This window comes from Vibrio sp. PID17_43 (assembly GCF_002608565.1).
Lineage (GTDB): Bacteria > Pseudomonadota > Gammaproteobacteria > Enterobacterales > Vibrionaceae > Vibrio.
This window is the reverse complement of the sequence record NZ_LIXM01000022.1, coordinates 55,495-78,216: the sequence shown is the minus strand read 5'-3', so window position 1 is coordinate 78,216 and position 22,722 is coordinate 55,495. Positions and strand designations below refer to the sequence as shown.

The 22,722-nt window shown below is 46.3% G+C and carries 18 protein-coding genes and 1 rRNA gene; 8 read left to right on the top strand and 11 right to left on the bottom strand.

Annotated elements, in window-relative coordinates; genetic code table 11:
- The 4 genes from AK965_RS15845 to AK965_RS15825 form a co-directional block, all read right to left on the bottom strand.
- Positions 1–89: ribosomal RNA gene (locus AK965_RS15845) — 16S ribosomal RNA — on the bottom strand; the annotation flags it as partial.
- A 486-nt stretch (positions 90–575) separates the two neighbouring features.
- Complete coding sequence (gene hemG, locus AK965_RS15835; protein ID WP_099080518.1) at positions 576–1,103, bottom strand: menaquinone-dependent protoporphyrinogen IX dehydrogenase; 528 nt, start codon at positions 1,101–1,103, stop codon at positions 576–578.
- 9 nt (positions 1,104–1,112) lie between these two features.
- Positions 1,113–2,570 carry a TrkH family potassium uptake protein gene (locus tag AK965_RS15830; RefSeq protein ID WP_099080517.1) on the bottom strand — a complete coding sequence of 486 codons (1,458 nt, stop codon included), beginning with the start codon at positions 2,568–2,570 and terminating at the stop codon, positions 1,113–1,115.
- Positions 2,571–2,616: 46 nt separating this feature from the next.
- Positions 2,617–3,240: a YigZ family protein gene (locus AK965_RS15825; RefSeq protein ID WP_099080516.1), complete on the bottom strand. Its 624-nt coding sequence runs from the start codon at positions 3,238–3,240 to the stop codon at positions 2,617–2,619.
- Between the two features lie 267 nt (positions 3,241–3,507).
- Here AK965_RS15825 and fadB point away from each other — a divergent pair, with 267 nt between their 5' ends.
- The 3 genes from fadB to AK965_RS15810 all read left to right on the top strand — a co-directional run bounded on the left by fadB (position 3,508) and on the right by AK965_RS15810 (position 8,107).
- Positions 3,508–5,679, top strand: coding sequence for a fatty acid oxidation complex subunit alpha FadB (gene fadB / locus AK965_RS15820; RefSeq protein ID WP_099080515.1), 2,172 nt, complete (start codon positions 3,508–3,510; stop codon positions 5,677–5,679).
- Positions 5,680–5,693: 14 nt separating this feature from the next.
- Positions 5,694–6,869 (top strand): acetyl-CoA C-acyltransferase FadA, encoded by a 1,176-nt coding sequence (gene fadA, locus AK965_RS15815; RefSeq protein WP_099080514.1) that lies wholly within the window; start codon positions 5,694–5,696, stop codon positions 6,867–6,869.
- Positions 6,870–7,126: 257 nt separating this feature from the next.
- Positions 7,127–8,107, top strand: a complete 981-nt coding sequence (locus tag AK965_RS15810; protein ID WP_099080513.1) for an MDR family oxidoreductase — start codon at positions 7,127–7,129, stop codon at positions 8,105–8,107.
- An 87-nt stretch (positions 8,108–8,194) separates the two neighbouring features.
- On the opposite strand, the gene AK965_RS15805 is transcribed toward AK965_RS15810, so the two are convergent.
- Positions 8,195–9,136, bottom strand: a complete 942-nt coding sequence (locus AK965_RS15805; protein ID WP_099080512.1) for a LysR family transcriptional regulator — start codon at positions 9,134–9,136, stop codon at positions 8,195–8,197.
- A 166-nt stretch (positions 9,137–9,302) separates the two neighbouring features.
- Positions 9,303–9,485 carry a hypothetical protein gene (locus AK965_RS15800; RefSeq protein ID WP_005458692.1) on the bottom strand — a complete coding sequence of 61 codons (183 nt, stop codon included), beginning with the start codon at positions 9,483–9,485 and terminating at the stop codon, positions 9,303–9,305.
- 132 nt (positions 9,486–9,617) lie between these two features.
- Here AK965_RS15800 and tusA point away from each other — a divergent pair, with 132 nt between their 5' ends.
- Entirely contained in the window at positions 9,618–9,866 is a 249-nt protein-coding gene (gene tusA / locus AK965_RS15795; protein ID WP_099080511.1) for a sulfurtransferase TusA, read from the top strand.
- Positions 9,867–9,916: 50 nt separating this feature from the next.
- On the opposite strand, the gene AK965_RS15790 is transcribed toward tusA, so the two are convergent.
- Positions 9,917–10,177: a hypothetical protein gene (locus tag AK965_RS15790; RefSeq protein ID WP_099080510.1), complete on the bottom strand. Its 261-nt coding sequence runs from the start codon at positions 10,175–10,177 to the stop codon at positions 9,917–9,919.
- Positions 10,178–10,336: 159 nt separating this feature from the next.
- Positions 10,337–10,891, bottom strand: coding sequence for a TMEM165/GDT1 family protein (locus AK965_RS15785; protein ID WP_099080509.1), 555 nt, complete (start codon positions 10,889–10,891; stop codon positions 10,337–10,339).
- A gap of 483 nt (positions 10,892–11,374) precedes the next feature.
- Between AK965_RS15785 and glyQ the strand changes: the two genes are divergently transcribed.
- From glyQ to AK965_RS15765, 4 genes are all read left to right on the top strand, one after another.
- Positions 11,375–12,292, top strand: a complete 918-nt coding sequence (gene glyQ, locus AK965_RS15780; RefSeq protein ID WP_099080508.1) for a glycine--tRNA ligase subunit alpha — start codon at positions 11,375–11,377, stop codon at positions 12,290–12,292.
- A gap of 13 nt (positions 12,293–12,305) precedes the next feature.
- Positions 12,306–14,372 carry a glycine--tRNA ligase subunit beta gene (gene glyS, locus AK965_RS15775; RefSeq protein ID WP_099080507.1) on the top strand — a complete coding sequence of 689 codons (2,067 nt, stop codon included), beginning with the start codon at positions 12,306–12,308 and terminating at the stop codon, positions 14,370–14,372.
- Positions 14,373–14,590: 218 nt separating this feature from the next.
- On the top strand, positions 14,591–16,675 hold the full coding sequence (locus AK965_RS15770) for an alpha-amylase (protein WP_099080506.1): 2,085 nt from the start codon (positions 14,591–14,593) through the stop codon (positions 16,673–16,675).
- Positions 16,676–16,904: 229 nt separating this feature from the next.
- Entirely contained in the window at positions 16,905–18,158 is a 1,254-nt protein-coding gene (locus AK965_RS15765; protein WP_099080505.1) for a valine--pyruvate transaminase, read from the top strand.
- A 122-nt stretch (positions 18,159–18,280) separates the two neighbouring features.
- On the opposite strand, the gene AK965_RS15760 is transcribed toward AK965_RS15765, so the two are convergent.
- The 3 genes from AK965_RS15760 to recF form a co-directional block, all read right to left on the bottom strand.
- On the bottom strand, positions 18,281–18,718 hold the full coding sequence (locus AK965_RS15760; RefSeq protein ID WP_099080504.1) for an Hsp20 family protein: 438 nt from the start codon (positions 18,716–18,718) through the stop codon (positions 18,281–18,283).
- 488 nt (positions 18,719–19,206) lie between these two features.
- Positions 19,207–21,624: a DNA topoisomerase (ATP-hydrolyzing) subunit B gene (gene gyrB, locus AK965_RS15755; RefSeq protein ID WP_099080503.1), complete on the bottom strand. Its 2,418-nt coding sequence runs from the start codon at positions 21,622–21,624 to the stop codon at positions 19,207–19,209.
- Between the two features lie 13 nt (positions 21,625–21,637).
- Positions 21,638–22,717: a DNA replication/repair protein RecF gene (gene recF / locus AK965_RS15750; protein WP_099080502.1), complete on the bottom strand. Its 1,080-nt coding sequence runs from the start codon at positions 22,715–22,717 to the stop codon at positions 21,638–21,640.
- Positions 22,718–22,722 lie beyond the last annotated feature (5 nt).

The window sequence follows — 22,722 nt, the reverse complement described above, 5'->3', positions numbered from 1 at the left end:
AAGGTTCAATGTTGTCGCTGCCGCTCGACTTGCATGTGTTAGGCCTGCCGCCAGCGTTCAATCTGAGCCATGATCAAACTCTTCAATTTAAGATTTTGTTCGGCTCAATGAATACTGACTTCAAAACTACTAATGTAATTTTAAAGCTATTATCGTTCCAACAGAACGATAATGAATTGACTGTGCCAAGTCTTGCGACTTGATTGGTCACTCAGTTCATTGAAACCTAATTTGAAACCGAAGTTTCTAATTGGATTATCATCAACGAGTGCCCACACAGATTGATAGGTCTATATTGTTAAAGAGCTTCCCTATTGAGCTTCGCTCAAATCGGACGGCCATTTTAGCGAGTTAAAGTTTAGTGTCAACCACTTTTTTCAAACTTTCTTTCAAGCGTTTCCGCTTGGCTAATTGGCTTGCCAACTCAACTTCGTTTCTTTCGAAGCGTTGCCGTGTCAGCGAGGTGGCATTATAGAGATTGCGATCACATTGGCAAGCCCTTTTTCACGTTTTTTTTGATTTTTTTATTGTTCGAATAAAATTGAAGCAAAAACGCTTAAAAGAGCACGTTATTCCTACAGATATTTGAACTTATCGGCGAAAAGAGCAACTTTTTCCCAGTTCGTGTATTCCACTTCTTTCGTTGTATCAGTTTCGCCACCTGTCATCGACATAATGAACTTAATCATGGTTTTATCGAACCAACCATAACGTGGGTAGTAAAGTGCGCCAGCAAACACACCAATCAAAGTTGGTTTCCATGGCGACTTAATCAGGAACTTACGAATATAAGCACTACCTTCTGGTGTGTCTTTTCCTTGGTCTTCTTTACGAGCAGTTAGATTGACACAGAAAAACGCCACTTTGTGTTGCTCGAGTTGAGTCAAATTTCGCTCAATAAACTGGTATAGCTTCTTATTAAGATGGCCATAACGAATAGAAGCGCCAATCAATACTCTGTCATACTGGCTGAAATCCATCGTCTCTACATTATGTAAGTCCACCAACTCGCAATCGAAGCCTGGTAGTTGTTCATCTATATAGTGAAGAATTTTTTTCGTTTGCCCTTCACGTGAAGAGTATAGAAATAATGCTTTTGCCACGTTTTCCCCTTAGCTACGCCAAAACGTCGGCGTAAGTAGAATAAGTAAGGTAAATATTTCCAGACGACCAAATAGCATGGAAACAATCAATACCCATTTTGCTTTGTCATTAACATTGCCAAAGTGAAGTGCAACTTCGCCCAAACCTGGCCCTAAGTTATTTAGTGTTGCGGCCACCGCAGAGAATGCACTTAGTTCGTCCATTCCTGTTGCAATCAAACCCAACATACATACTACAAACACCAATGCGTAAGCAGAGAAAAATCCCCAAACTGCATCAACGACACGCTGCGGTAGGGCACTGCCACCCACTTTGATGGTGTACACCGCACGAGGGTGGACTAAACGCTTCAGTTCACGTGCACCTTGTAAAGTCAGCAATAGAATACGGATCACTTTCATGCCGCCGCCAGTCGAACCTGCACAACCGCCTATAAAAGAAGAAAACAATAGCAGCACTGGTAAGAACAACGGCCAATCAGCAAAACCAGTAGTGGTAAAACCTGCCGTAGTAGATATAGACACGGTTTGGAATAACGCTTGGTCGAAGGCATCATAAGGCGAGTCATACGAGTGATGATTCAACAGTAATAAGAAGCACACCAAGAACAGGACTACTTGAATAAAGACGAACGCGCGGAACTCTGGATCTTTCCAATAGTATTTAGGATGCACACCACCAGACGCAAACGCGGCGAAATGCAAAGAATAGTTACATGCCGAAATCAACAAGAAGACAACGGTAATCATGTTAATGGCGTAGCTATCAAAATAGCCCATGCTAGCATCGTGCGTGGAGAAACCACCGATGGCAATGGTGGAGAAGCTATGGCTGATTGCATCGAAAGGCGTCATGCCTGCCAACCAAAATGCCACAGCACATGCGATAGTCAAACTTAAGTAGATGTACCACAATGCTTTTGCTGTCTCTGCAATACGAGGGGTCATCTTTGTGTCTTTGACTGGTCCGGGTATCTCGGCGCGATACAGCTGCATACCACCGATGCCGAGAACTGGAAGAATTGCTACCGCCAATACGATGATACCCATACCACCAAACCATTGTAGAAGCTGGCGATAGAATAAAATCGCTTTTGGCAACTCATCGAGTCCGACGATCACCGTTGCACCAGTGGTCGTTAAAGCAGAGAAAGACTCAAAAAAGGCATCGGTTACAGAAACATTTGGATGATCTGCAATCAGAAAAGGAATGGCACCTGCACTACCTAGAACCGTCCAAAAAAGAACAACGATAAGAAAGCCATCACGTGCTTTAAGCTCGTGCTTATGCCTTCGGTTTGGAAACCAACATACCCCTCCCCATAAAAGGAGAACAAAAAATGTCGTGACAAACGGTACACCCGCCCCATCTCTATAGATAAGCGCAACCAGTGCAGGCGCAAGCATTGTGACACTAAAAAGCGCGAGCAATAGCCCGACGATTCGAATAATTGAACGAAATTGCATGGATTAATTGACTAGCGAAGCTGTCCCTGTGGCTTCCTATTTTTCATTATTGTCCGTCTAGTGGGGTGACAATTGCCTTTGCACCACTTTTGTTGATGATAGCTTGGGTAAACGCGCTCACTTCACGTAGCTCGATTTCCACGATTAATACCACCTGATCGCTGTATTCGGCGTCGACTTCAGCCGCACCGAACTGGGGCATTAACGACTGTGCGATAGGTATAAAGCCATAGTCTAACTCTAGTCTGAGCTTTGTGGTTATTTTTTTCTCAATTGTTTGAAGCTGCTTGAGAGCTTGTTGTACACCACCACCATAAGCTTTCACTAGTCCTCCTGTACCTAATCGAATACCACCATAATAACGCGTCACTATGGCTGTGATTTCTCCGACACCTGATCCTGACAATTGAGCGAGTATTGGTTTACCTGCGGTACCGGAGGGCTCACCATCATCACTGAACCCCCACTTCATTGAGTCTTCTGGCCTGCCAGCAACAAAACCCCAGCAGTTATGTCTTGCGTCAGAGTGTTTGGATTTTATCTGCTCCACAAATGCTTTCGCCGCTTCTACACTAGGAGTATGAGCCAAATAGGTAATAAAGAGGCTCTTTTTGATCTCTTCTTCAAATTGCATAAGCTCAGCTGGGATCAGATAAGGTTGGTCATTCATAGAATTAGGTCACTTTTTTCTTTGTTCAAAGTCTATCACGAGACCGATTTACACGTCGCATAAGATCTGCACTAGCGCACAATGTTAAACACTTGTTTGAAAAATGTATTGAAATTAACCAATCTGCGGTCCAAACTAATCTCACTGGTCTAACCAGAATAAGAATAAACGACTTTCCTCTATATCTATTTGTTGTATCACACGGCCTTTAGCCAACATCAAATCGGTATACAGACAATCCAAGATTGTATGTCATGGAGATAGACAATGATTTACCAAGCCGAAACCCTACAGGTAAAGGAAGTACACAATGGTATTGCAGAGCTTAGCTTCTGCTCTCCAAAATCCGTCAACAAGCTCGACCTAGCAACACTAGAGTCACTCGACAAAGCACTTGATGCCTTGATTGCGCACCAAGGACTGAAGGGCTTGATGCTCACCTCAGATAAAGACGCGTTCATTGTTGGTGCGGACATCACCGAATTCTTAGGTCTTTTTGCTAAAACAGACGCTGAACTCGATCAGTGGCTGCAATTTGCGAACAGCATTTTTAACAAGCTAGAAGACTTACCCGTCCCAACGATCTCGGTACTAAAAGGTCACACTTTGGGTGGCGGTTGTGAGTGTGTGCTTGCCACTGACATGCGTATTGGTGACAAGACCACCAGCATCGGTCTACCAGAAACCAAACTGGGTATCATGCCGGGCTTTGGTGGCTGTGTACGTCTGCCACGTGTCATCGGTGCCGACAGCGCCATGGAAGTGATCACTCAAGGTAAAGCATGCCGCGCCGATGAAGCATTAAAGATTGGTCTTTTAGATGCAATCGTTGATACTGATGCGCTTTATGATTCAGCACTACAAACTCTGACATCAGCAATTAATGAGAAGCTAGATTGGCAAACACGTCGCAAGCAAAAAACATCACCGCTAAAACTAAGCAAAATTGAATCGATGATGAGCTTTACTATGGCGAAAGGGCTAGTGGCACAAAAAGCTGGGCCTCATTACCCTGCGCCAATGACAGCCGTTATTACTATTGAAGAAGGCGCTCGCTTTGCTCGTAACGAAGCACTCGACATTGAACGTAAGCACTTCGTAAAACTGGCTAAGTCAGAGGAAGCAAAATCACTGGTTGGCTTGTTCCTTAACGACCAATACATCAAGGGCATTGCTAAAAAAGCCGCTAGGTCTGCAAGTAAAGATACACAACGTGCAGCCGTACTTGGTGCGGGCATCATGGGCGGCGGCATCGCATACCAATCTGCACTCAAAGGCGTGCCAGTCTTAATGAAAGACATCGCACAACCATCACTCGACTTAGGAATGACCGAAGCCTCTAAGCTGCTTAATAAACGCTTATCTCGCGGCCGCATTGATGGCTTTAAGATGGCGGGCATTTTAGCGTCTATCACACCAAGCTTACATTACGCGGGTATTGAAGACTCGGACATGATTGTTGAAGCCGTAGTTGAAAACCCGAAAGTAAAAGCGGCAGTTCTAACTGAAGTGGAAGCGCATGTCGGTAACGATGCCGTTATCACCTCAAATACCTCAACGATTCCAATCAACCTATTAGCAAAATCACTAAAACGCCCAGAAAACTTCTGTGGTATGCACTTCTTCAACCCTGTGCATCGCATGCCTCTTGTTGAGATTATCCGTGGTGAACACACCTCAGATGAAACCATCAATCGCGTTGTCGCCTACGCAGCGAAAATGGGCAAATCACCAATTGTCGTCAACGACTGCCCAGGGTTCTTTGTTAACCGCGTTCTATTCCCATACTTTGGTGGCTTCAGCATGCTACTTCGTGATGGCGCAGACTTTACGAAAATCGACAAAGTCATGGAACGCAAATTCGGCTGGCCGATGGGACCGGCGTACTTGCTCGATGTCGTTGGTATTGATACCGCTCATCACGCACAAGCAGTAATGGCACAAGGTTTCCCTGAGCGTATGGGCAAACAAGGTCGCGATGCGATCGATGCACTATTCGAAGCAAACAAATACGGTCAGAAGAATGGCAGTGGTTTCTACAGCTACACCATTGATAGAAAAGGTAAGCCTAAGAAAACCTTCTCTGAAGATATCTTGCCAGTACTCGCTGACGTTTGTGCCGATAAGCAGGACTTTGATGACCAGAACATCATCAATCGAGTGATGATTCCAATGATCAATGAAGTGGTACTGTGTCTGCAAGAAGGCATCATAGCCACTCCTCAAGAAGCGGATATGGCACTGGTTTACGGCCTTGGCTTCCCTCCATTCCGCGGCGGCGTATTCCGCTACCTAGATAGTGTAGGCATCGCTGAGTTTGTTGCCATGGCAAAACAATACTCAGAGCTAGGTGCAATGTACCAAGTACCGCAAATGCTGATTGATATGGCAGCGAAAGGCGAAAGCTTTTACGGCACACAACAGCAAGGTTCTATCTAAGGAGGGATTCTAAAATGACTAATCAAACAAGAAATGTTGTCGTAGTCGATTGTCTACGTACTCCAATGGGTCGCTCTAAAGGTGGTGCTTTCCGTCATACACGAGCAGAAGACCTGTCTGCGCGCCTAATGAAAGGAATTCTGGCACGTAACCCGCAAGTGAATCCAAGCGAGATTGAAGATATCTACTGGGGCTGTGTACAACAAACCTTAGAACAAGGGTTCAATGTTGCGCGTAATGCGGCGCTACTTGCGGGTCTGCCAATTGAAGTTGGTGCGGTAACAGTTAATCGTCTGTGTGGTTCATCCATGCAAGCACTGCATGACGGTACTCGTGCGATCATGACTGGCGATGCTGAAATCTGTCTGATCGGTGGTGTTGAACACATGGGTCACGTACCAATGAACCACGGGGTCGACTTCCACCCTGGCCTATCAAAAAACGTAGCAAAAGCCGCCGGCATGATGGGGTTAACCGCTGAAATGCTTGGTAAACTGCATGGCATTAGCCGTGAGCAACAAGACGAGTTTGCAGCGCGCTCTCACGCCCGAGCGCACGCCGCAACCGTCGAAGGTCGTTTTAAAAATGAAATCCTACCAATTGAAGGTCACGCAGCCGACGGCACCCTGTTCACCTTGGATTACGATGAAGTGATTCGTCCTGAGACGTCTGTAGAGGGTCTTTCTCAACTTCGTCCTGTGTTCGATCCAGCAAACGGCACCGTAACTGCAGGTACATCATCGGCACTGTCTGATGGCGCTTCAGCTATGTTGATCATGAGCGAAGAGAAAGCCAACGAACTTGGCTTAAAGATCCGCGCACGTATTAAAGGCATGGCTATTGCGGGCTGCGATCCCTCCATCATGGGTTATGGCCCTGTTCCTGCAACGCAAAAAGCGCTTAAACGTGCAGGTCTATCGATTGAAGACATGGACGTGGTTGAGCTCAACGAAGCATTCGCTGCACAATCACTACCGTGTGCGAAAGACTTAGGTTTGCTTGAAGTAATGGATGAAAAGGTCAACCTCAACGGCGGTGCGATAGCATTGGGTCACCCACTTGGTTGTTCAGGCTCGCGCATCTCAACCACGCTGATCAACCTAATGGAAGACAAAGACGCAAAATATGGTCTAGCAACCATGTGTATTGGTTTAGGTCAGGGCATTGCTACAGTATTTGAACGTCCATAATTGTTTGATGATCGTCGTGATCAACCCAACAATCACAAGCAAATAAACCAATACTGAAAAGTTTTAGTATTACACTTAAGGGCGGCATCTGATGTCGCCCTTTGTTTTTTGCTCCATATTATCCACATGCATAAAAAGCATGCGTTAAATGCTCAAGTTTCATTTTATTCATAAACAAAGAAGACATACACTCAGTACCAGTTGATATCTTGCTGCATGTGACCCAGAGTCACGCTACCGCACATTCGGAGAACCTTATGTTTAATGCTCTAGTTCTAAATCAAGAAGACAAACGTACTATCGCTAGCATCGAGCAAATCGATGAGACACAGCTGCCTGAAGGCGACGTTCTAATTGACGTTGATTACTCATCGTTAAACTACAAAGACGGCCTTGCGATCACAGGTAAAGGTAAAATCATCCGTAACTTCCCGATGGTGCCTGGTATTGACCTAGCAGGTACGGTAGTCAGCTCTGAAGATGCACGTTACCAAACTGGCGACAAAGTGGTCCTAACAGGTTGGGGCGTGGGTGAAAACCACTGGGGTGGTATGTCGCAACGTGCTCGTCTAAAAGCGGATTGGCTAGTACCACTACCTAAAGGTCTAGACAGCAAGAAAGCGATGATGATTGGCACAGCGGGCTTCACTGGCATGCTATGTGTTCAAGCTCTGCTAGATGCGGGTATCAAACCTGAAGCGGGTGAAATCTTAGTCACTGGCGCAAGTGGTGGTGTTGGCTCTGTCGCAGTCACACTATTAGCTCAGCTTGGCTACAAGGTGGCTGCCGTGACAGGTCGTGTTGAACAAAACGGTCCATTACTAGAGAAACTGGGTGCGAGCCGCATTATTGATCGTGTTGAATTTGAAGAACCTGCTCGTCCACTTGAAAAGCAAGTATGGGCAGGTGCCATTGATACCGTAGGCAGCAAAGTTCTCGCAAAAGTATTGGCGCAAATGGATTACAACAGTGCAGTCGCCGCTTGTGGTCTTGCAGGTGGCTTCGATCTACCAACGACAGTGATGCCATTCATCCTACGTAACGTTCGCCTACAAGGTGTGGACTCTGTTTCATGTCCATTTGAAAAACGTACAGCAGCATGGGAAAAATTGGTTGAACTACTACCAGACAGCTACTTCGAACAAGCGTGTACTGAAGTAGAACTAGCAGAAGCACCAAAATACGCAGAAGACATCACTAACGGCCAAGTAACTGGTCGTGTGGTTATCAAGCTATAAGCGCTAGCAACTCTATAAAATAAACAAAGCCGGGGCCATTCATCATTGCCCGGCTTTTTGCTATTTGCTATTTCGATTTTCGGAAAACTAGTCCAATCCCATATCCTCAATTCGCTTAACGATCAGGCGACTACACTCTTCTCGTACTACCGCACGCAACCACTCTTGAGCTGGCGAATGTTCACAGCGCGCATGCCAAATCATTGAATATTCAAACGGGGTGAAATGGAATGGCAATGGCTTCACCACCAAATCATAGCGGTCAGCAACCAAATACGCCAAATCCGCAGGCACGGTAATGATGATTGGTAAAGTATCGACGATCGCCAGTGCCGCTTCCAAATGGTAAGCACGCAGCACCATTTTACGTTTTGGTTTTTCGATTAAGGCTTGCTCAATCAACGCTTTGACTCCATCACTTATCGCAATCATCGCATGCGGATAGCGAAGGTAATCATCTAAGCTCATCTCTTTCTCTGCTAATGGATGTTGCTTGGAGAGCATACACAGCACCCCGACTCGGCCAAGCACTTCGCTACGCAGTGGCTCAACAGGACCGGTTGGGCGACAAATAGCGAGATCGGCACTCTCATAAGTCAACTGTTCAGATAAACGATCGTGTTGCAGTGGCAAGAAATTAAAAGACACATTCGGCGCTTCTTGATAAATACGCGGCAAAGCAAAAGGCAGAATCGTCTGCATTGCGTAATCGGTGGTGGCGATATTAAAGGTTTGATCGCAATTACGTGGATCGAACTCGCGTGGCGACAACAACTGACGTAAAGACTCCAATGGTTCGCCTAAGGAACGATCGATTTCTAACGCTTTTTGGGTTGGGATCAAGTGCTGACCTTGGCGTGTAAACAACGGATCACCGAGCAGGTCGCGCAAGCGCCCGAGCACACGACTCATCGCAGATTGGCTTAAATTCAAGCGCGTTGCTGCCTTGCTGACACTGCTCTCTTCAATCAGCACGCGCAACGCGACCAATAAGTTAAGATCTCGACGATAGATATCTTCTAATTCCACGATTTGCCACTTATCATTTAGGGGATTTGGATAAATTGTACTCTTCAGGCAAAAAAAATCCCGCCTTTCAGCGGGGAAGCCCAAGAAAATTGGGGATAGTGTCGGAATTAAGTGTCGTTAAAAATAAGTGAGCAGTGTCTATAAGTTTCGATTGAAGCAAGAAGCGCTAATTTTCTTGCTCGGACGCACCAGACCATTTGTGCATCTCAATCCAAATCCCAATAATCGTTGCACTCATGCCTGCAAGAGGCATTAATGAGGTTTCAGCTGGCGTTCTGAGTACTAAAGCGCAGAACGAGATAAAGCATAAAACCGAATATATCGTAAGTCTGTCTAATGCGGTTAACATCGCCTCTCCTTGCCAGTTGTTACCAAATTGTTAATTTAAGGTAAATCAAAAAAATCTGTTTGCCAAGTGGTTATTGAATATTTTTTCAACGAAAGTAAAATTCACCGTTAAGTAAGTTACGAGAATCACACTATGAATTTTAATCCTGAACTGGCGACAACGACGTTAGAGGCGGAAGGACTACGCTGCCCAGAGCCAGTGATGATGGTCAGGAAGACAATTCGAAATATGCAAGATGGTGAGGTATTGCTGGTTAAAGCAGACGACCCGTCCACAACCCGAGATATCCCGAGTTTCTGCCGATTTATGGATCACCAACTGGTTGCTGCACAAACGGAACAGCTTCCATATCAGTACTTGATTAAGAAAGGTTTGGAATAATCGCCACTCTGCAAACCAAAAAAACGGCAGCTCAATGAGCTGCCGTTTATCTATTCGTCGTATTCTAATGTGCGAATTTCTGATTGTAGCTTGTTTAATTGCTTTTTCATCGCCCGCATTTCTTCATGCATCGGAATGATGTGAGCGACCCGAATCCACGCTTCTACCGTCAAACCGGTAAGAATGAAAGATCCCGCGACTATCGGCAACCACATGTCAGTTAACACCATCGCCAGTAGGCATAATGCCAAACCAAAGGTGAATAAATAACTCTGATTCTTTGGGGTCATCCCCATGTAACGTGTCAGCATAAACTTGCCCTCTCGCTATCATTCACACAATTAAAGTACCATGACAAGTATGACACTAATACGTCATCCGTCACGCTCCTGAACGATTTTGAGGCAAAGTTTGACCACCCCATCACTTAACTCGTCATTGCTCCGTCACCGCATTTAGAAAACGTAAAATTAAAATAGTGCAGCAGCAATCGCTAAACCAACAAATAGCAACGCAGTAATCTTACGAATGAGATCTAACGGCATCTTATCTGCCGATAATTTACCGATCAGAACCACAGGCACATTGGCCAGCAACATGCCGATCGTCGTACCTAAAACGACCCAACTTAATGCATCCGCATATTGCGCACCCAAAATCGAGGTCGCGATCTGTGTTTTGTCACCAATCTCAGCCACAAAGAAGGCAATAAAACTGGCAATAAAAGGGCCACGGTTAGAAATTTGCTCGTCATCATCCAACTTATCTGGGATCAGAACCCAAGCCGCCATGGCAACAAAACTGACCACCAGCACCCATTTTAATACTTCTGGCGATAAGTAATCGGCGACGACCACACCTAACCATGCAGCCAAAGCGTGGTTGGCAATGGTTGCCAAAAAGATGGCTGCAATAATAGGAATCGGCTTACGGTAACGACTGGCAAGTAATAGAGATAGCAATTGGGTCTTATCGCCAATTTCTGCTAACGCTACGGTAGTAATTGAAATAGCTAAAACGCTCACGACATGCTCATTGGGGGCGGGATAATTATTTTAACCGTAGACAAACCTCACGCCCCACCCCGGTTCATGATAATTTGTCTAAGGTCTTGCTAAACTCATCGGGTTGATGAGTCTCGAACGCCATGGTGATTTTGCACCAATTATGTTGACGAACGAACGAGATGAAACAGACATTTCATCGAGTAAGCTACTCCCCAAAGACAGGCGCAATTCTAGCCATGTTTAAACATCACCTCAAGAGTGAAACTCAGCGAAAACGCCCTTTTAAGAAAATTTCAGCAGATAAAGTGGTAAAAATTCATTAAAGGCGAAAATCGTCCACGAATTAATCAAGATTAGCGCTACTCCCATACTCAATATCTGGGTATACTTGATTGTTATTTTATTCAACCGTAATTACTCTTAATCGCCATTGTTGAGGTTAGAAAACTCAGCAAAAGAGACGAATTGACGAGTAATAAGAGAATCGCGCGAACCAAACTTATGCAAAAATACGATATCAAAACCTTCCAGGGAATGATCCTCGCGCTGCAGGATTATTGGGCTCAAAATGGTTGTACCATTGTTCAACCTCTAGATATGGAAGTTGGTGCGGGTACCTCTCACCCAATGACCTGTCTACGAGCGCTTGGCCCAGAGCCAATGTCGACAGCTTACGTACAACCTTCACGTCGTCCGACTGATGGCCGTTACGGTGAAAACCCTAACCGTCTTCAGCACTACTACCAATTCCAAGTAGCGCTAAAACCATCACCAGACAATATCCAAGAGTTGTACCTAGGTTCTCTAGAAATACTTGGTATTGACCCACTTGTACACGACATCCGTTTCGTAGAAGACAACTGGGAAAACCCAACACTAGGCGCATGGGGTCTAGGCTGGGAAGTTTGGCTAAACGGCATGGAAGTGACTCAGTTCACTTACTTCCAACAAGTTGGCGGTCTTGAGTGTAAGCCAGTCACTGGCGAAATCACTTATGGTATCGAACGTCTAGCAATGTACATCCAAGAAGTAGACTCCGTTTACGATCTTGTTTGGAACGTCGCACCAGACGGCTCTAACGTGACTTATGGTGACATCTTCCACCAGAACGAAGTAGAACAATCAACCTACAACTTCGAGCACGCTGACGTTGAATTCCTATTCAGCTTCTTCGAACAGTGTGAAAAAGAGTGTAAATCGCTGCTTGAGCTTGAAAAACCACTTCCGCTACCCGCTTATGAGCGCATCCTAAAAGCAGGTCACGCATTCAACCTACTAGACGCACGTAAAGCGATCTCAGTAACTGAACGTCAACGTTATATCCTGCGCATCCGCAATCTGACGAAAGCCGTTGCAGAAGCATACTACGCATCGCGTGAAGCGCTTGGCTTCCCAATGTGTAAGAAAGAACAAGCGTAAGGGGTAGAATAACATGGCAAAAGAATTTCTAATCGAGCTAGGCACAGAAGAGCTACCACCAACGCAACTTCGCACTTTAGCTGAAGCATTCGCAGCAAACTTCGAAGCAGAACTAAAAGACGCTGAGCTTGCTCACGAAGGCGTGAAGTGGTTCGCGGCTCCTCGTCGTCTTGCACTTAAAGTCGCAGCACTAGCAGAAAGCCAAGCAGACAAAATCGTTGAAAAGCGTGGTCCTGCAGTTTCTGCTGCATTTGACGCAGAAGGCAACGCAACGAAAGCCGCTCAAGGCTGGGCGCGTGGTTGTGGCATCACGGTTGACCAAGCAGAGCGCATGGTAACGGACAAAGGTGAATGGCTACTGTTCAAACAAGAAGTGAAAGGTCAGCCAACGTCTGAGATCGTAGTTGAACTTGCAGCGAAAGCACTAGCAAACCTGCCTATCGCAAAACCAATGCGTTGGGGTAACAAAACGACTCAATTTATCCGCCCAGTAAAAACGCTAACCATGCTAATGGGCAGCGACCTAATCGAGGGTGAAATCCTCGGTGTCGCATCTGACCGCACTATTCGTGGTCACCGCTTCATGGGTGAGCGAGAGTTCACTATCGATTCTGCTGAGCAATACCCTGCGATCCTAGAAGAGCGCGGTAAAGTAATGGCAGATTACGAAGCGCGTAAAGCGATCATTCTCGCTGACGCACAAAAAGCAGCCGCAGCAGTTGGTGGTATCGCTGATCTAGAAGATGACCTAGTAGAAGAAGTCACGTCTCTGGTTGAATGGCCAGTCGTGCTAACAGCGAAGTTCGAAGAAGAGTTCTTAAAAGTACCTTCTGAAGCCTTGGTTTACACCATGAAAGGTGACCAAAAATACTTCCCTGTGTATGACGAGAATAAGAAGCTACTTCCTAACTTCATCTTCGTATCAAACATTGAATCGAAAGAACCTCGCTACGTAATCGAAGGTAACGAGAAAGTGGTTCGTCCTCGTCTTGCTGATGCTGAATTCTTCTTCAATACAGACCGTAAGCGTCCGCTTATCGACCGTCTACCTGAACTAGAACAAGCGATCTTCCAGAAGCAACTGGGGACGATCAAAGACAAAACCGATCGCATTGCTGCTCTAGCGGGCTACATCGCTAAGCAAATTGATGCGGATGTCGATAAAGCAACACGTGCTGGCCTACTGGCAAAATGTGATCTGATGACGTCAATGGTATTCGAATTCACGGATACTCAAGGCGTAATGGGCATGCACTACGCACGTCACGATGGTGAAGATGAGCAAGTCGCTCTGGCGCTATACGAGCAGTACATGCCTCGTTTCGCGGGTGATGAACTGCCATCAAACGGCGTCTCTTCAGCGGTTGCGATGGCTGACAAGCTAGACACGATTGTTGGTATCTTCGGCATTGGTCAAGCGCCGAAAGGCTCAGATCCATTCGCACTGCGCCGCGCGTCACTAGGTGTGCTACGTATCATCGTTGAAAATGGTTACAACTTAGACCTTGTTGACCTTATCCGCGAAGCGAAAGTACAGTTTGGCGACAAGCTAACCAACGAAAGTGTCGAAACTGACGTGATCGAATTTATGCTAGGTCGCTTCCGTGCATGGTACCAAGATGCCGGTTTCAGCGTAGATATCATCCAAGCGGTACTCGCGCGTCGTCCGACTAAACCAGCAGACTTCGACCAACGAGTTAAAGCGGTTTCTCACTTCCGTGAGCTAGAAGCCGCTGAGTCGCTAGCCGCAGCGAACAAACGTGTAGGTAACATCCTCGCGAAATTCGACGGTGAATTAGCCGCAGAGATCGATCTTGCGCTACTACAAGAAGACGCTGAGAAAACCCTAGCTGAAAACGTTGAAGTAATGACAGAAGCGCTAGAGCCTGCATTTGCAACGGGTAACTACCAAGAAGCCCTAAGCAAACTTGCTGACCTACGTGAGTCCGTAGATGCTTTCTTCGACAACGTCATGGTAATGGCAGACGACGAAGCACTTAAGAAGAACCGTCTGACACTACTGAACAACCTGCGTAACCTGTTCCTACAGATCGCAGACATCTCGCTTCTGCAAAAGTAATTCATTACTCTAAAGAAGTGATCAAGAGATAAGTAAAAGGGAAGCTGATGCTTCCCTTTTTTGTTGTCTTCAAACTGATGTGAGCAGCATTTATTATTCATTTTGTGAACAATACGAAAATTTGTAGGGTGAGATGCGTTTAACTTATCGGTGCAGAGCTCGGATTGTAGAGGCACTGTTTTGCTATAACTAGGCTGTTTATTCGGGAGAAGGACACAATGAAAAAAACAATTCTCGCACTGTCTATCGGTCTACTGAGCGCCTGTAACCAAATACCAGAAAATGCCATCGTATTAACCGTTGGTGACGACACTACCGTGTTCGAAAAAAACTCTGAAGGGTTACTTGTCGCAGAGCAAAAACTAGAAAAAGGCAGCTACACCTTTACCATTGCCGACAGCAAACAAAGCTGTGGCAGTCGCTTTGCCCTAGCAGAAGAAAACCGCATCAAGTTCAATCGTCCATTAAAAATGGATAACTGTGCCACAGATGCGAACATGCCACTACGCATCTTCAAAGCCAATACCTATCAATTTGCGCTTAACCCTAACACTAACGAGCTAACGGTTAAACTAAAGCCCAAACAGAATCAGGACATCACCTACTCTTGTCCTGTAGCGACTGATACGCCAAAAACCATCGACGTTACCCAAACCTTTACTGATGGCACTGTCGTTCGTGATGCATTAACCGGACAAGAAGCCACGGTAACTAATGGCAGTGTGACCATGCAGCCTGGTCCTATGAGCCAAGGCCTGTTATTGCTAGAAGAAGTTGAGCAGCAAGCCGAGAAACCGTTCCGCTGGGATAACGCGACGGTGTACTTCGTTATGACCGACCGTTTCTATAACGGCAACCCAGACAACGACAACAGCTACGGTCGTAGCAAGGACGGCCAATACGAGATAGGTACCTTCCACGGTGGTGACTTAGCAGGCCTGACAAAAAAACTCGATTACATCGAATCCCTTGGTGTGAATGCAATTTGGATAACCTCGCCACTGGAACAAATCCATGGTTGGGTTGGAGGCGGTGATAAAGGCGACTTTAAGCACTACGGCTACCACGGCTACTACCATCAAGACTGGACAAAATTAGATGCCAACATGGGTACCGAAGATGAACTGAAAGCCTTCGTCGATACCGCGCACAAAAAAGGCATCCGCGTGATTTGGGATGTGGTCATGAACCACACCGGCTACGCGACATTAGCAGACATGCAGGAATTCGGATTTGGTCAGCTTTACCTTGATGACCAAGAAGCGAAAGAAATCCTTGGTGAGAAATGGACCGACTGGCAACCAAAATCGGGACAAAGCTGGCACAGCTTCAACGACTACATCAAATACGGTGATAGCGAAGCGTGGGAGAAATGGTGGGGCAAAGATTGGCTTCGCACCGATATCGGTGATTACGATGCGCCGGGCTACAACGACATCACCATGTCTTTGAACTATTTGCCGGATCTCAAAACCGAATCAACACAGAAAACCGGATTACCAAACTTCTTCCGCAATAAAGACACTAATTCGCAAGCTGAACTGCAAACCCCACGTGAACACCTCATTCGCTGGTTATCCGATTGGGTACGTGACTACGGCATTGATGGTTTCCGTGTCGACACCGCCAAACACGTTGAAATGAAAGCCTGGGCAGAGCTGAAAGCAAGCACCACTCAAGCCCTTGCTGAATGGAAGCAAAACAACCCAGACAAAGCCTTAGATGACCTTCCTTTCTGGATGACAGGTGAAGTGTGGGCGCACAGCGTGGTGAAAAGCCCGTATTTTGATAACGGCTTCGATTCCATCATCAACTTCGAGTTCCAATCCGATGTTGCACCAAAAGCATTGAAGTGTTTCGCTCAGCTTGATGGTGACTACCGTCGCTACGCAGAACGCATCAATACCGATCCTGAGTTCAACGTGCTGAGCTACCTGTCTTCACACGATACTCAATTGTTCTGGTCGGCACGCAGTCGTAGCTTTGACGATCAAGCTCGTGCAGCCAGTGCACTGATGCTGGCGCCAGGTGCTATACAAATCTATTACGGTGATGAGATCGCTCGTGACTTCGGCGTTACCGGCTCAGATGCTCATCAAGGCACTCGCTCTGATATGCCATGGGAAAAGATTCATGGCGAGCGTGAAGATCTCCTGCAACATTGGCAAAAGCTAGGCGAATTCCGTAAACGCCACCCAGCGGTTGCTCAAGGTAAGCACATCACTCGTAACCAAGAAGGTTACTACGCGTTCGAGCGTCAATACCAAGACGATAAGGTACTGATTGTTTACACCGGTGAGTAACTCACACTCTCTCCACCAGCAAGGGAAGCATAAGCTTCCCTTTTTTATTGCTCTTTTTGCCTTTTTCTCTCGTACCCCTGGTCTGATGACACACTTTTTTCTTTTTCGGCTTAATTCACACTTTGCGTTAATTACGCATTGAGGTAAGGTCAAGGATTACTCGATAAGCCGATAAAACATCGGCACAAACATACACAAAGCAATCACAATGAATTAGGTATAACGACAAATGCAGTTCTCTAAGTTTGGTGAAAAATTTAATCAGTATTCCGGTATCACGCAGTTAATGGACGATTTGAATGATGGTCTGCGCACACCAGGTGCCATCATGCTCGGTGGGGGTAACCCAGCCGCCATTCCTGTCATGCTCGATTACTTTCGCCAAGCCAGTGAAGAAATGCTCGCCAGTGGGGAGCTCGTCGCCGCCCTCGCCAACTACGATGGTCCGCAGGGCAAAGATGCGTTTGTTAAAGCACTGGCTCAGTTATTCCGTGAAACTTATGGCTGGGACATCAGTGAGAAGAACATCAGCCTGACTAACGGTAGCCAAAGTGGCTTCTTCTACTTGTTCAATTTACTGGCAGGTAAACAGCCCGATGGTTCACACAAGAAAGTCCTGCTACCAATCGCGCCTGAGTACATCGGCTACGGTGATGCAGGGATTGATGAAGATATCTTTGTCTCTTACCACCCAGAAATCGAGCTGTTAGAGAATGGGCTATTTAAATACCATGTCGATTTTGAGCAGCTAAAAGTCGATGACTCTGTTGCAGCGATCTGTGCATCTCGCCCAACTAACCCTACGGGTAACGTACTGACAGACGAAGAAGTGCGTAAGTTGGATAAACTGGCACGTGACAATAACATCCCGCTGATCATCGATAACGCCTACGGCCTACCGTTTCCGAACATCATTTTTGAAGATGTCGAACCATTCTGGAATGAAAATACTATCCTGTGCATGAGCCTATCTAAGCTTGGTCTGCCAGGTGTACGTTGTGGGATTGTGATTGCGAGTGAAGAAATCACTCAAGCGTTAACCAACATGAACGGCATCATCAGCCTAGCACCGGGCAGTGTCGGCCCAGCACTGGCAAACCACATCATTGGTAAAGGAGAACTGCTTAAACTGAGTTCAGAGGTGATTAAGCCGTTCTACAAGCAGAAGTCGCAACGTGCGGTTGAACTGCTCCAAGAAGCGATTACCGATGAGCGATTCCGCATCCACAAACCGGAAGGTGCTATCTTTTTGTGGTTATGGTTTGATGAACTCCCAATCACCACGATGGCGTTGTACCAACGCTTAAAAGCGCGTGGTGTATTGATTGTCCCGGGTGAATACTTCTTTATTGGTCAGAAAGACGAATGGGATCATGCTCATCAATGCTTACGCATGAACTACGTTCAAGACGATGAGATGATGCAGAAAGGCATTGCAATTATCGCAGAAGAAGTAGAAAAGGCTTATCGCGAAGGTAAATAGATTTTCTAGTTCAGTCGCTCTTCTCTTTGGAATGGTGACGTTGAAAGCCCAAACTAAAAAGAGCGCCCTTTTCCATCATGGAAGGCGCTCTTTCTCATTCTATAATCCGGGTGGTTTACTGATTAGTTGTTTTCAATCAGGTTGTTACCACCGATAGCAATCTTACGTGGTTGCATTGCTTCTGGAATTTCACGAACTAAATCAATATGAAGTAGGCCGTTTTCCATTGATGCACAAACGACTTTTACGTAATCCGCTAGTTGGAATTTACGTTCAAAATCGCGTTCAGCAATGCCTTGGTAGACGTAGCTTTTGCCTTCTTCTGCTTTACGCTCGCCCTTCACAATCAACATGTTTTCGTTTTGAGTCAGCTCGAGCTGATCTTCAGCAAAACCTGCCACTGCCATAGTAATACGGTAGTTGTGCTCGTCTTTTTTCTCGATGTTGTATGGAGGGTAACCGCCAGAAGTATTCTTCGCAGAGCTTGCTTCCATCAGGTTGAACAGACGGTCGAAGCCAATTGCATTACGGTATAGTGGTGAGAAATCTACATTACGCATAATCTATCCTCTTTTAAGCAATAGTCTTAGCCCGGATGAAGGTCATCCACGTGGCGCATTTATGCAAGAAAACGCCGAGCTAAGGGATCCGATGATGCATTCCTCTGACCTACTCTTTAGGTTCAGGGACATGATGTCGAATCTAGGGTCAAGTTGTGTGCCAATACTGAGTATCCTCTCCTGAGCGATCTCGTTTAGCGATCCCTGAGGCGCTATTCTTCTCTTGTTGAGCAAGCTAGCTATCCCTCTTCATAACTAGATATAAGGTCGAAAAATGGGCTTTCAAGGGGGAACTAAAAACTTTTTACGGATTACGGATTACGGATTACGGATTACGGATTACGGATTATCGTCTGTTTGCCTTTCAGTCGCGTCAAGCTGTTCTGTATTCGGTTAGCGCAGCGCTCCGTATTCGGTATTCAAACCATTAAAAAACGCCACCTCTTACGAGATGGCGTTTTTCATTATGTTTGACAGCGTCTTATCGACTACACGTCTAGGTTCGCTACTTTAAGTGCGTTTTCTTCGATAAAGTTACGACGCGGTTCTACTTGATCACCCATTAATGTAGTGAACAGCAGATCGGCACCAACGGCATCTTCAATCGTTACTTGCATCATGCGGCGAGTTTCTGGGTCCATGGTGGTTTCCCAAAGCTGATCTGGGTTCATCTCACCTAGACCTTTGTAGCGCTGTAGGCTTAGACCACGACGCGACTCTTTGATTAGCCACTCAAGTGCAGATGCAAAGCTTGCTACTGGTTGAGTACGCTCGCCACGCTTGATGTAAGCACCTTCTTCAATCAGGCCATCTAATGCTTCAGAAAGATCCGCTAGCTTAGCGTACTCTTTTGAGTTCAATAGATCCGCGCTCAGTACGTAGTTGTGTGTCACACCGTGAGTACGCACAATGATCTTAGGCAAGCTGAAACCTAGCTCTTCATGCTGTTCAACTTCGAAGCTGTATTGGCTTGCGCCCACTTCTTTCGCATTTAGCTGCTCAATAAGCTGCTTAGTCCATGCTTCGACTGCTGCTGCATCGTGGCATTGCTCTGCCGTTAGACGCTGCGTGTAGATAAACTCGTGAACCAATGCACTTGGGTAACGACGGCTCATGCGGTCTGCTAACTTGATGCCTGCATTGTATTGCTGAACCAGTTTCTCTAGCGCTTCACCTGCCAGTGCTGGCGCTTCAGCATTTACGTGTAGCGATGCGTTATCCAGTGCCAATGCCACTTGGTACTGGTTCATCGCGTCTTCGTCTTTAATGTACTGCTCTTGTTTGCCTTTCTTCACTTTGTACAGTGGTGGCTGAGCGATGTACACGTAGCCACGCTCGATAAGCTCTGGCATTTGACGGTAGAAGAAAGTCAACAGTAGCGTACGGATGTGCGAACCATCGACGTCAGCATCGGTCATGATGATGATGTTGTGGTAACGCAGTTTGTCCGGGTTGTACTCGTCACGACCGATGCCACACCCTAGTGCGGTGATCAGTGTTGCGACTTCTTGAGAAGAAAGCATCTTGTCGAAACGCGCTTTTTCTACGTTCAGGATCTTACCTTTTAGCGGTAGGATTGCCTGGTTTTTACGGTTACGGCCTTGTTTTGCGGAGCCGCCTGCCGAATCACCCTCCACTATGTAGAGTTCAGAAAGCGCAGGGTCTTTCTCTTGGCAGTCTGCAAGTTTACCTGGCAGGCCTGCTAGGTCTAGTGCGCCTTTACGACGAGTCATCTCACGCGCTTTACGCGCGGCTTCACGAGCGCGAGCTGCATCGATGATTTTTGAACATACCATCTTCGCTTCAGATGGGTTCTCTACTAGGAACTCAGACAGTTTTTCACCCATCGCCGATTCAACCGCTGATTTCACTTCAGAAGAAACTAGCTTGTCTTTGGTTTGGCTTGAGAATTTTGGATCCGGCACTTTAACCGAAACAACTGCAGTCAGACCTTCACGTGCATCATCACCCGATGTTGCTGTTTTTGCTTTCTTAGAAAAGCCTTCTTTGTCCATGAAGGTGTTTAGCGTCCGCGTTAATGCCGCACGGAAACCTGCAAGGTGAGTACCACCATCGCGCTGTGGAATATTGTTAGTGAAACAGAAGATATTCTCTTGGAAGCCGTCGTTCCACTGCATTGCCACTTCAACGGCGATGCCATCTTCACGTTCATAGTCGAAGTGGAAGATTTTCTCGATAATTGGCGTTTTGTTGGTGTTTAGGTGCTGAACAAATGCTTGGATACCACCTTCAAACATGAAGTGATCATGTTTGTCTGCTTCACGCTCATCAATCAGTTTGATAGAAACACCAGAGTTTAGGAAAGAAAGCTCACGCAGACGTTTCGCTAGAATATCGTAATGGAATTCAATATTGGTGAAAGTCTCGGCACTTGGCCAGAAACGAATTTGTGTCCCCGTTTGATCTGTATCACCAACCACTGCAAGCGGTGCTTGAGGATCACCGTGATGGTAAGTTTGGGTATAGATGTGGCCGCCACGATGAATAGTGAGCACTACTTTCTCAGACAGTGCGTTCACTACCGAGACACCGACACCGTGAAGACCGCCTGATACCTTGTATGAGTTATCATCAAACTTACCACCCGCGTGAAGTACCGTCATGATAACTTCTGCTGCTGATACTTTTTCTTCCGGGTGCATTTCTGTTGGAATGCCACGACCATCATCTGTAACTGAAACCGAGTTGTCCTCATGAATTGTCACAACGATGTCTTTACAGTGACCTGCCAACGCTTCATCAATTGAGTTATCCACCACCTCGAAAACCATATGGTGAAGACCGGTGCCGTCGTCCGTGTCGCCGATGTACATACCTGGACGCTTACGTACCGCATCCAGACCCTTCAGTACCTTAATACTCGATGAATCGTAATTTTCAGACATGAGTTTCTCTCTTTTAGTTTGACTCTATCCTGCCATGTTCCACATGAAACACTTTGCCAGTATCGTCTAACATATCGGCGATTTGGCTTTCAGTGATAGAGCTTACAAATACTTGTGCGCCCGTCTCTTTAAAGCAGTCCGCAAGACGCTTTCGACGTTGGCTGTCTAATTCCGACGCAAAGTCGTCAATTAGGTAAATACATTGTTTTCCGGTCATCTCGGTAAGATGTTGCCCTTGCGCCACACGCAGAGCACACACCATGAGCTTTAATTGACCGCGGGACAGAACGTCTTCAACGGGCGTTCCATTCACTTTAATCCGCAAATCAGCCTTGTTTGGACCGCTAAAGGTGTAACCCAATGACTGATCACGTTCAAAATTCTTTTCTAGTATCTCATGGTAGGGCGTGTCTTTATCCCAACCACGATAATACTTCAATTGGATCTCAAATTCTGGCAAAAATGTCTGACAGATGGCTTCCGCTACGGTTTTCATCTGTTCGATGTATAGTGCTCGCCATTGACTGATGTTTTCCGCCAAACGTGTCATTTCTTGATCCCAATAACTGAGTTCGCGATAACTTCTGGCAGTTTTAAGCAGTGCATTACGTTGCTTGTTAAGACGCTTGAAACGTCCCCATGCATCATAGAAAGCAGGCTCGGTGTGAAACACGCCCCAATCGATGAATGCACGACGATGTTTTGGGCCATCCGTTAGTAGATCAAACCCTTCCGGATGTATCAACTGCAAAGGCAAAACTTGTGCGAGTTGTGCCAATTTTTGTCCAGATTGGCCGCCTATTTTAACCTCTGTTGAGCCATCACGCTGCTTATTAATGCCGATAGGTAGCTCAAATTGATCCGAGTTCAAAAAACGACCATGGACAAACAGCTCTGCACACTCATTTTGGATGATTCGACCGGTCAGTGAACTTTTGAACGATCGACCGTGTCCGAGTAAGTAAATGGCTTCTAAGACACTGGTTTTTCCACTGCCGTTTGGCCCTATAAGAAAGTTAAAGCCTGCTGATAAGTCAATATCACAGGCTTTAATGTTTCGAAACTGCTGAATGATGAGACGAGAAAGTGGCATTCAGA

What these genes read in the sequence shown, in the direction of transcription:
- AK965_RS15830 (WP_099080517.1), bottom strand. Translation starts at nt 2,570, where the DNA reads ATGCAATTTCGTTCAATTATTCGAATCGTCGGGCTATTGCTCGCGCTT.
- AK965_RS15825 (WP_099080516.1), bottom strand. Translation starts at nt 3,240, where the DNA reads ATGAATGACCAACCTTATCTGATCCCAGCTGAGCTTATGCAATTTGAA.
- fadB (WP_099080515.1), top strand. Translation starts at nt 3,508, where the DNA reads ATGATTTACCAAGCCGAAACCCTACAGGTAAAGGAAGTACACAATGGT.
- fadA (WP_099080514.1), top strand. Translation starts at nt 5,694, where the DNA reads ATGACTAATCAAACAAGAAATGTTGTCGTAGTCGATTGTCTACGTACT.
- AK965_RS15810 (WP_099080513.1), top strand. Translation starts at nt 7,127, where the DNA reads ATGTTTAATGCTCTAGTTCTAAATCAAGAAGACAAACGTACTATCGCT.
- AK965_RS15800 (WP_005458692.1), bottom strand. Translation starts at nt 9,485, where the DNA reads ATGTTAACCGCATTAGACAGACTTACGATATATTCGGTTTTATGCTTT.
- tusA (WP_099080511.1), top strand. Translation starts at nt 9,618, where the DNA reads ATGAATTTTAATCCTGAACTGGCGACAACGACGTTAGAGGCGGAAGGA.
- AK965_RS15790 (WP_099080510.1), bottom strand. Translation starts at nt 10,177, where the DNA reads ATGCTGACACGTTACATGGGGATGACCCCAAAGAATCAGAGTTATTTA.
- glyQ (WP_099080508.1), top strand. Translation starts at nt 11,375, where the DNA reads ATGCAAAAATACGATATCAAAACCTTCCAGGGAATGATCCTCGCGCTG.
- glyS (WP_099080507.1), top strand. Translation starts at nt 12,306, where the DNA reads ATGGCAAAAGAATTTCTAATCGAGCTAGGCACAGAAGAGCTACCACCA.
- AK965_RS15770 (WP_099080506.1), top strand. Translation starts at nt 14,591, where the DNA reads ATGAAAAAAACAATTCTCGCACTGTCTATCGGTCTACTGAGCGCCTGT.
- AK965_RS15765 (WP_099080505.1), top strand. Translation starts at nt 16,905, where the DNA reads ATGCAGTTCTCTAAGTTTGGTGAAAAATTTAATCAGTATTCCGGTATC.
- AK965_RS15760 (WP_099080504.1), bottom strand. Translation starts at nt 18,718, where the DNA reads ATGCGTAATGTAGATTTCTCACCACTATACCGTAATGCAATTGGCTTC.
- gyrB (WP_099080503.1), bottom strand. Translation starts at nt 21,624, where the DNA reads ATGTCTGAAAATTACGATTCATCGAGTATTAAGGTACTGAAGGGTCTG.
- recF (WP_099080502.1), bottom strand. Translation starts at nt 22,717, where the DNA reads ATGCCACTTTCTCGTCTCATCATTCAGCAGTTTCGAAACATTAAAGCC.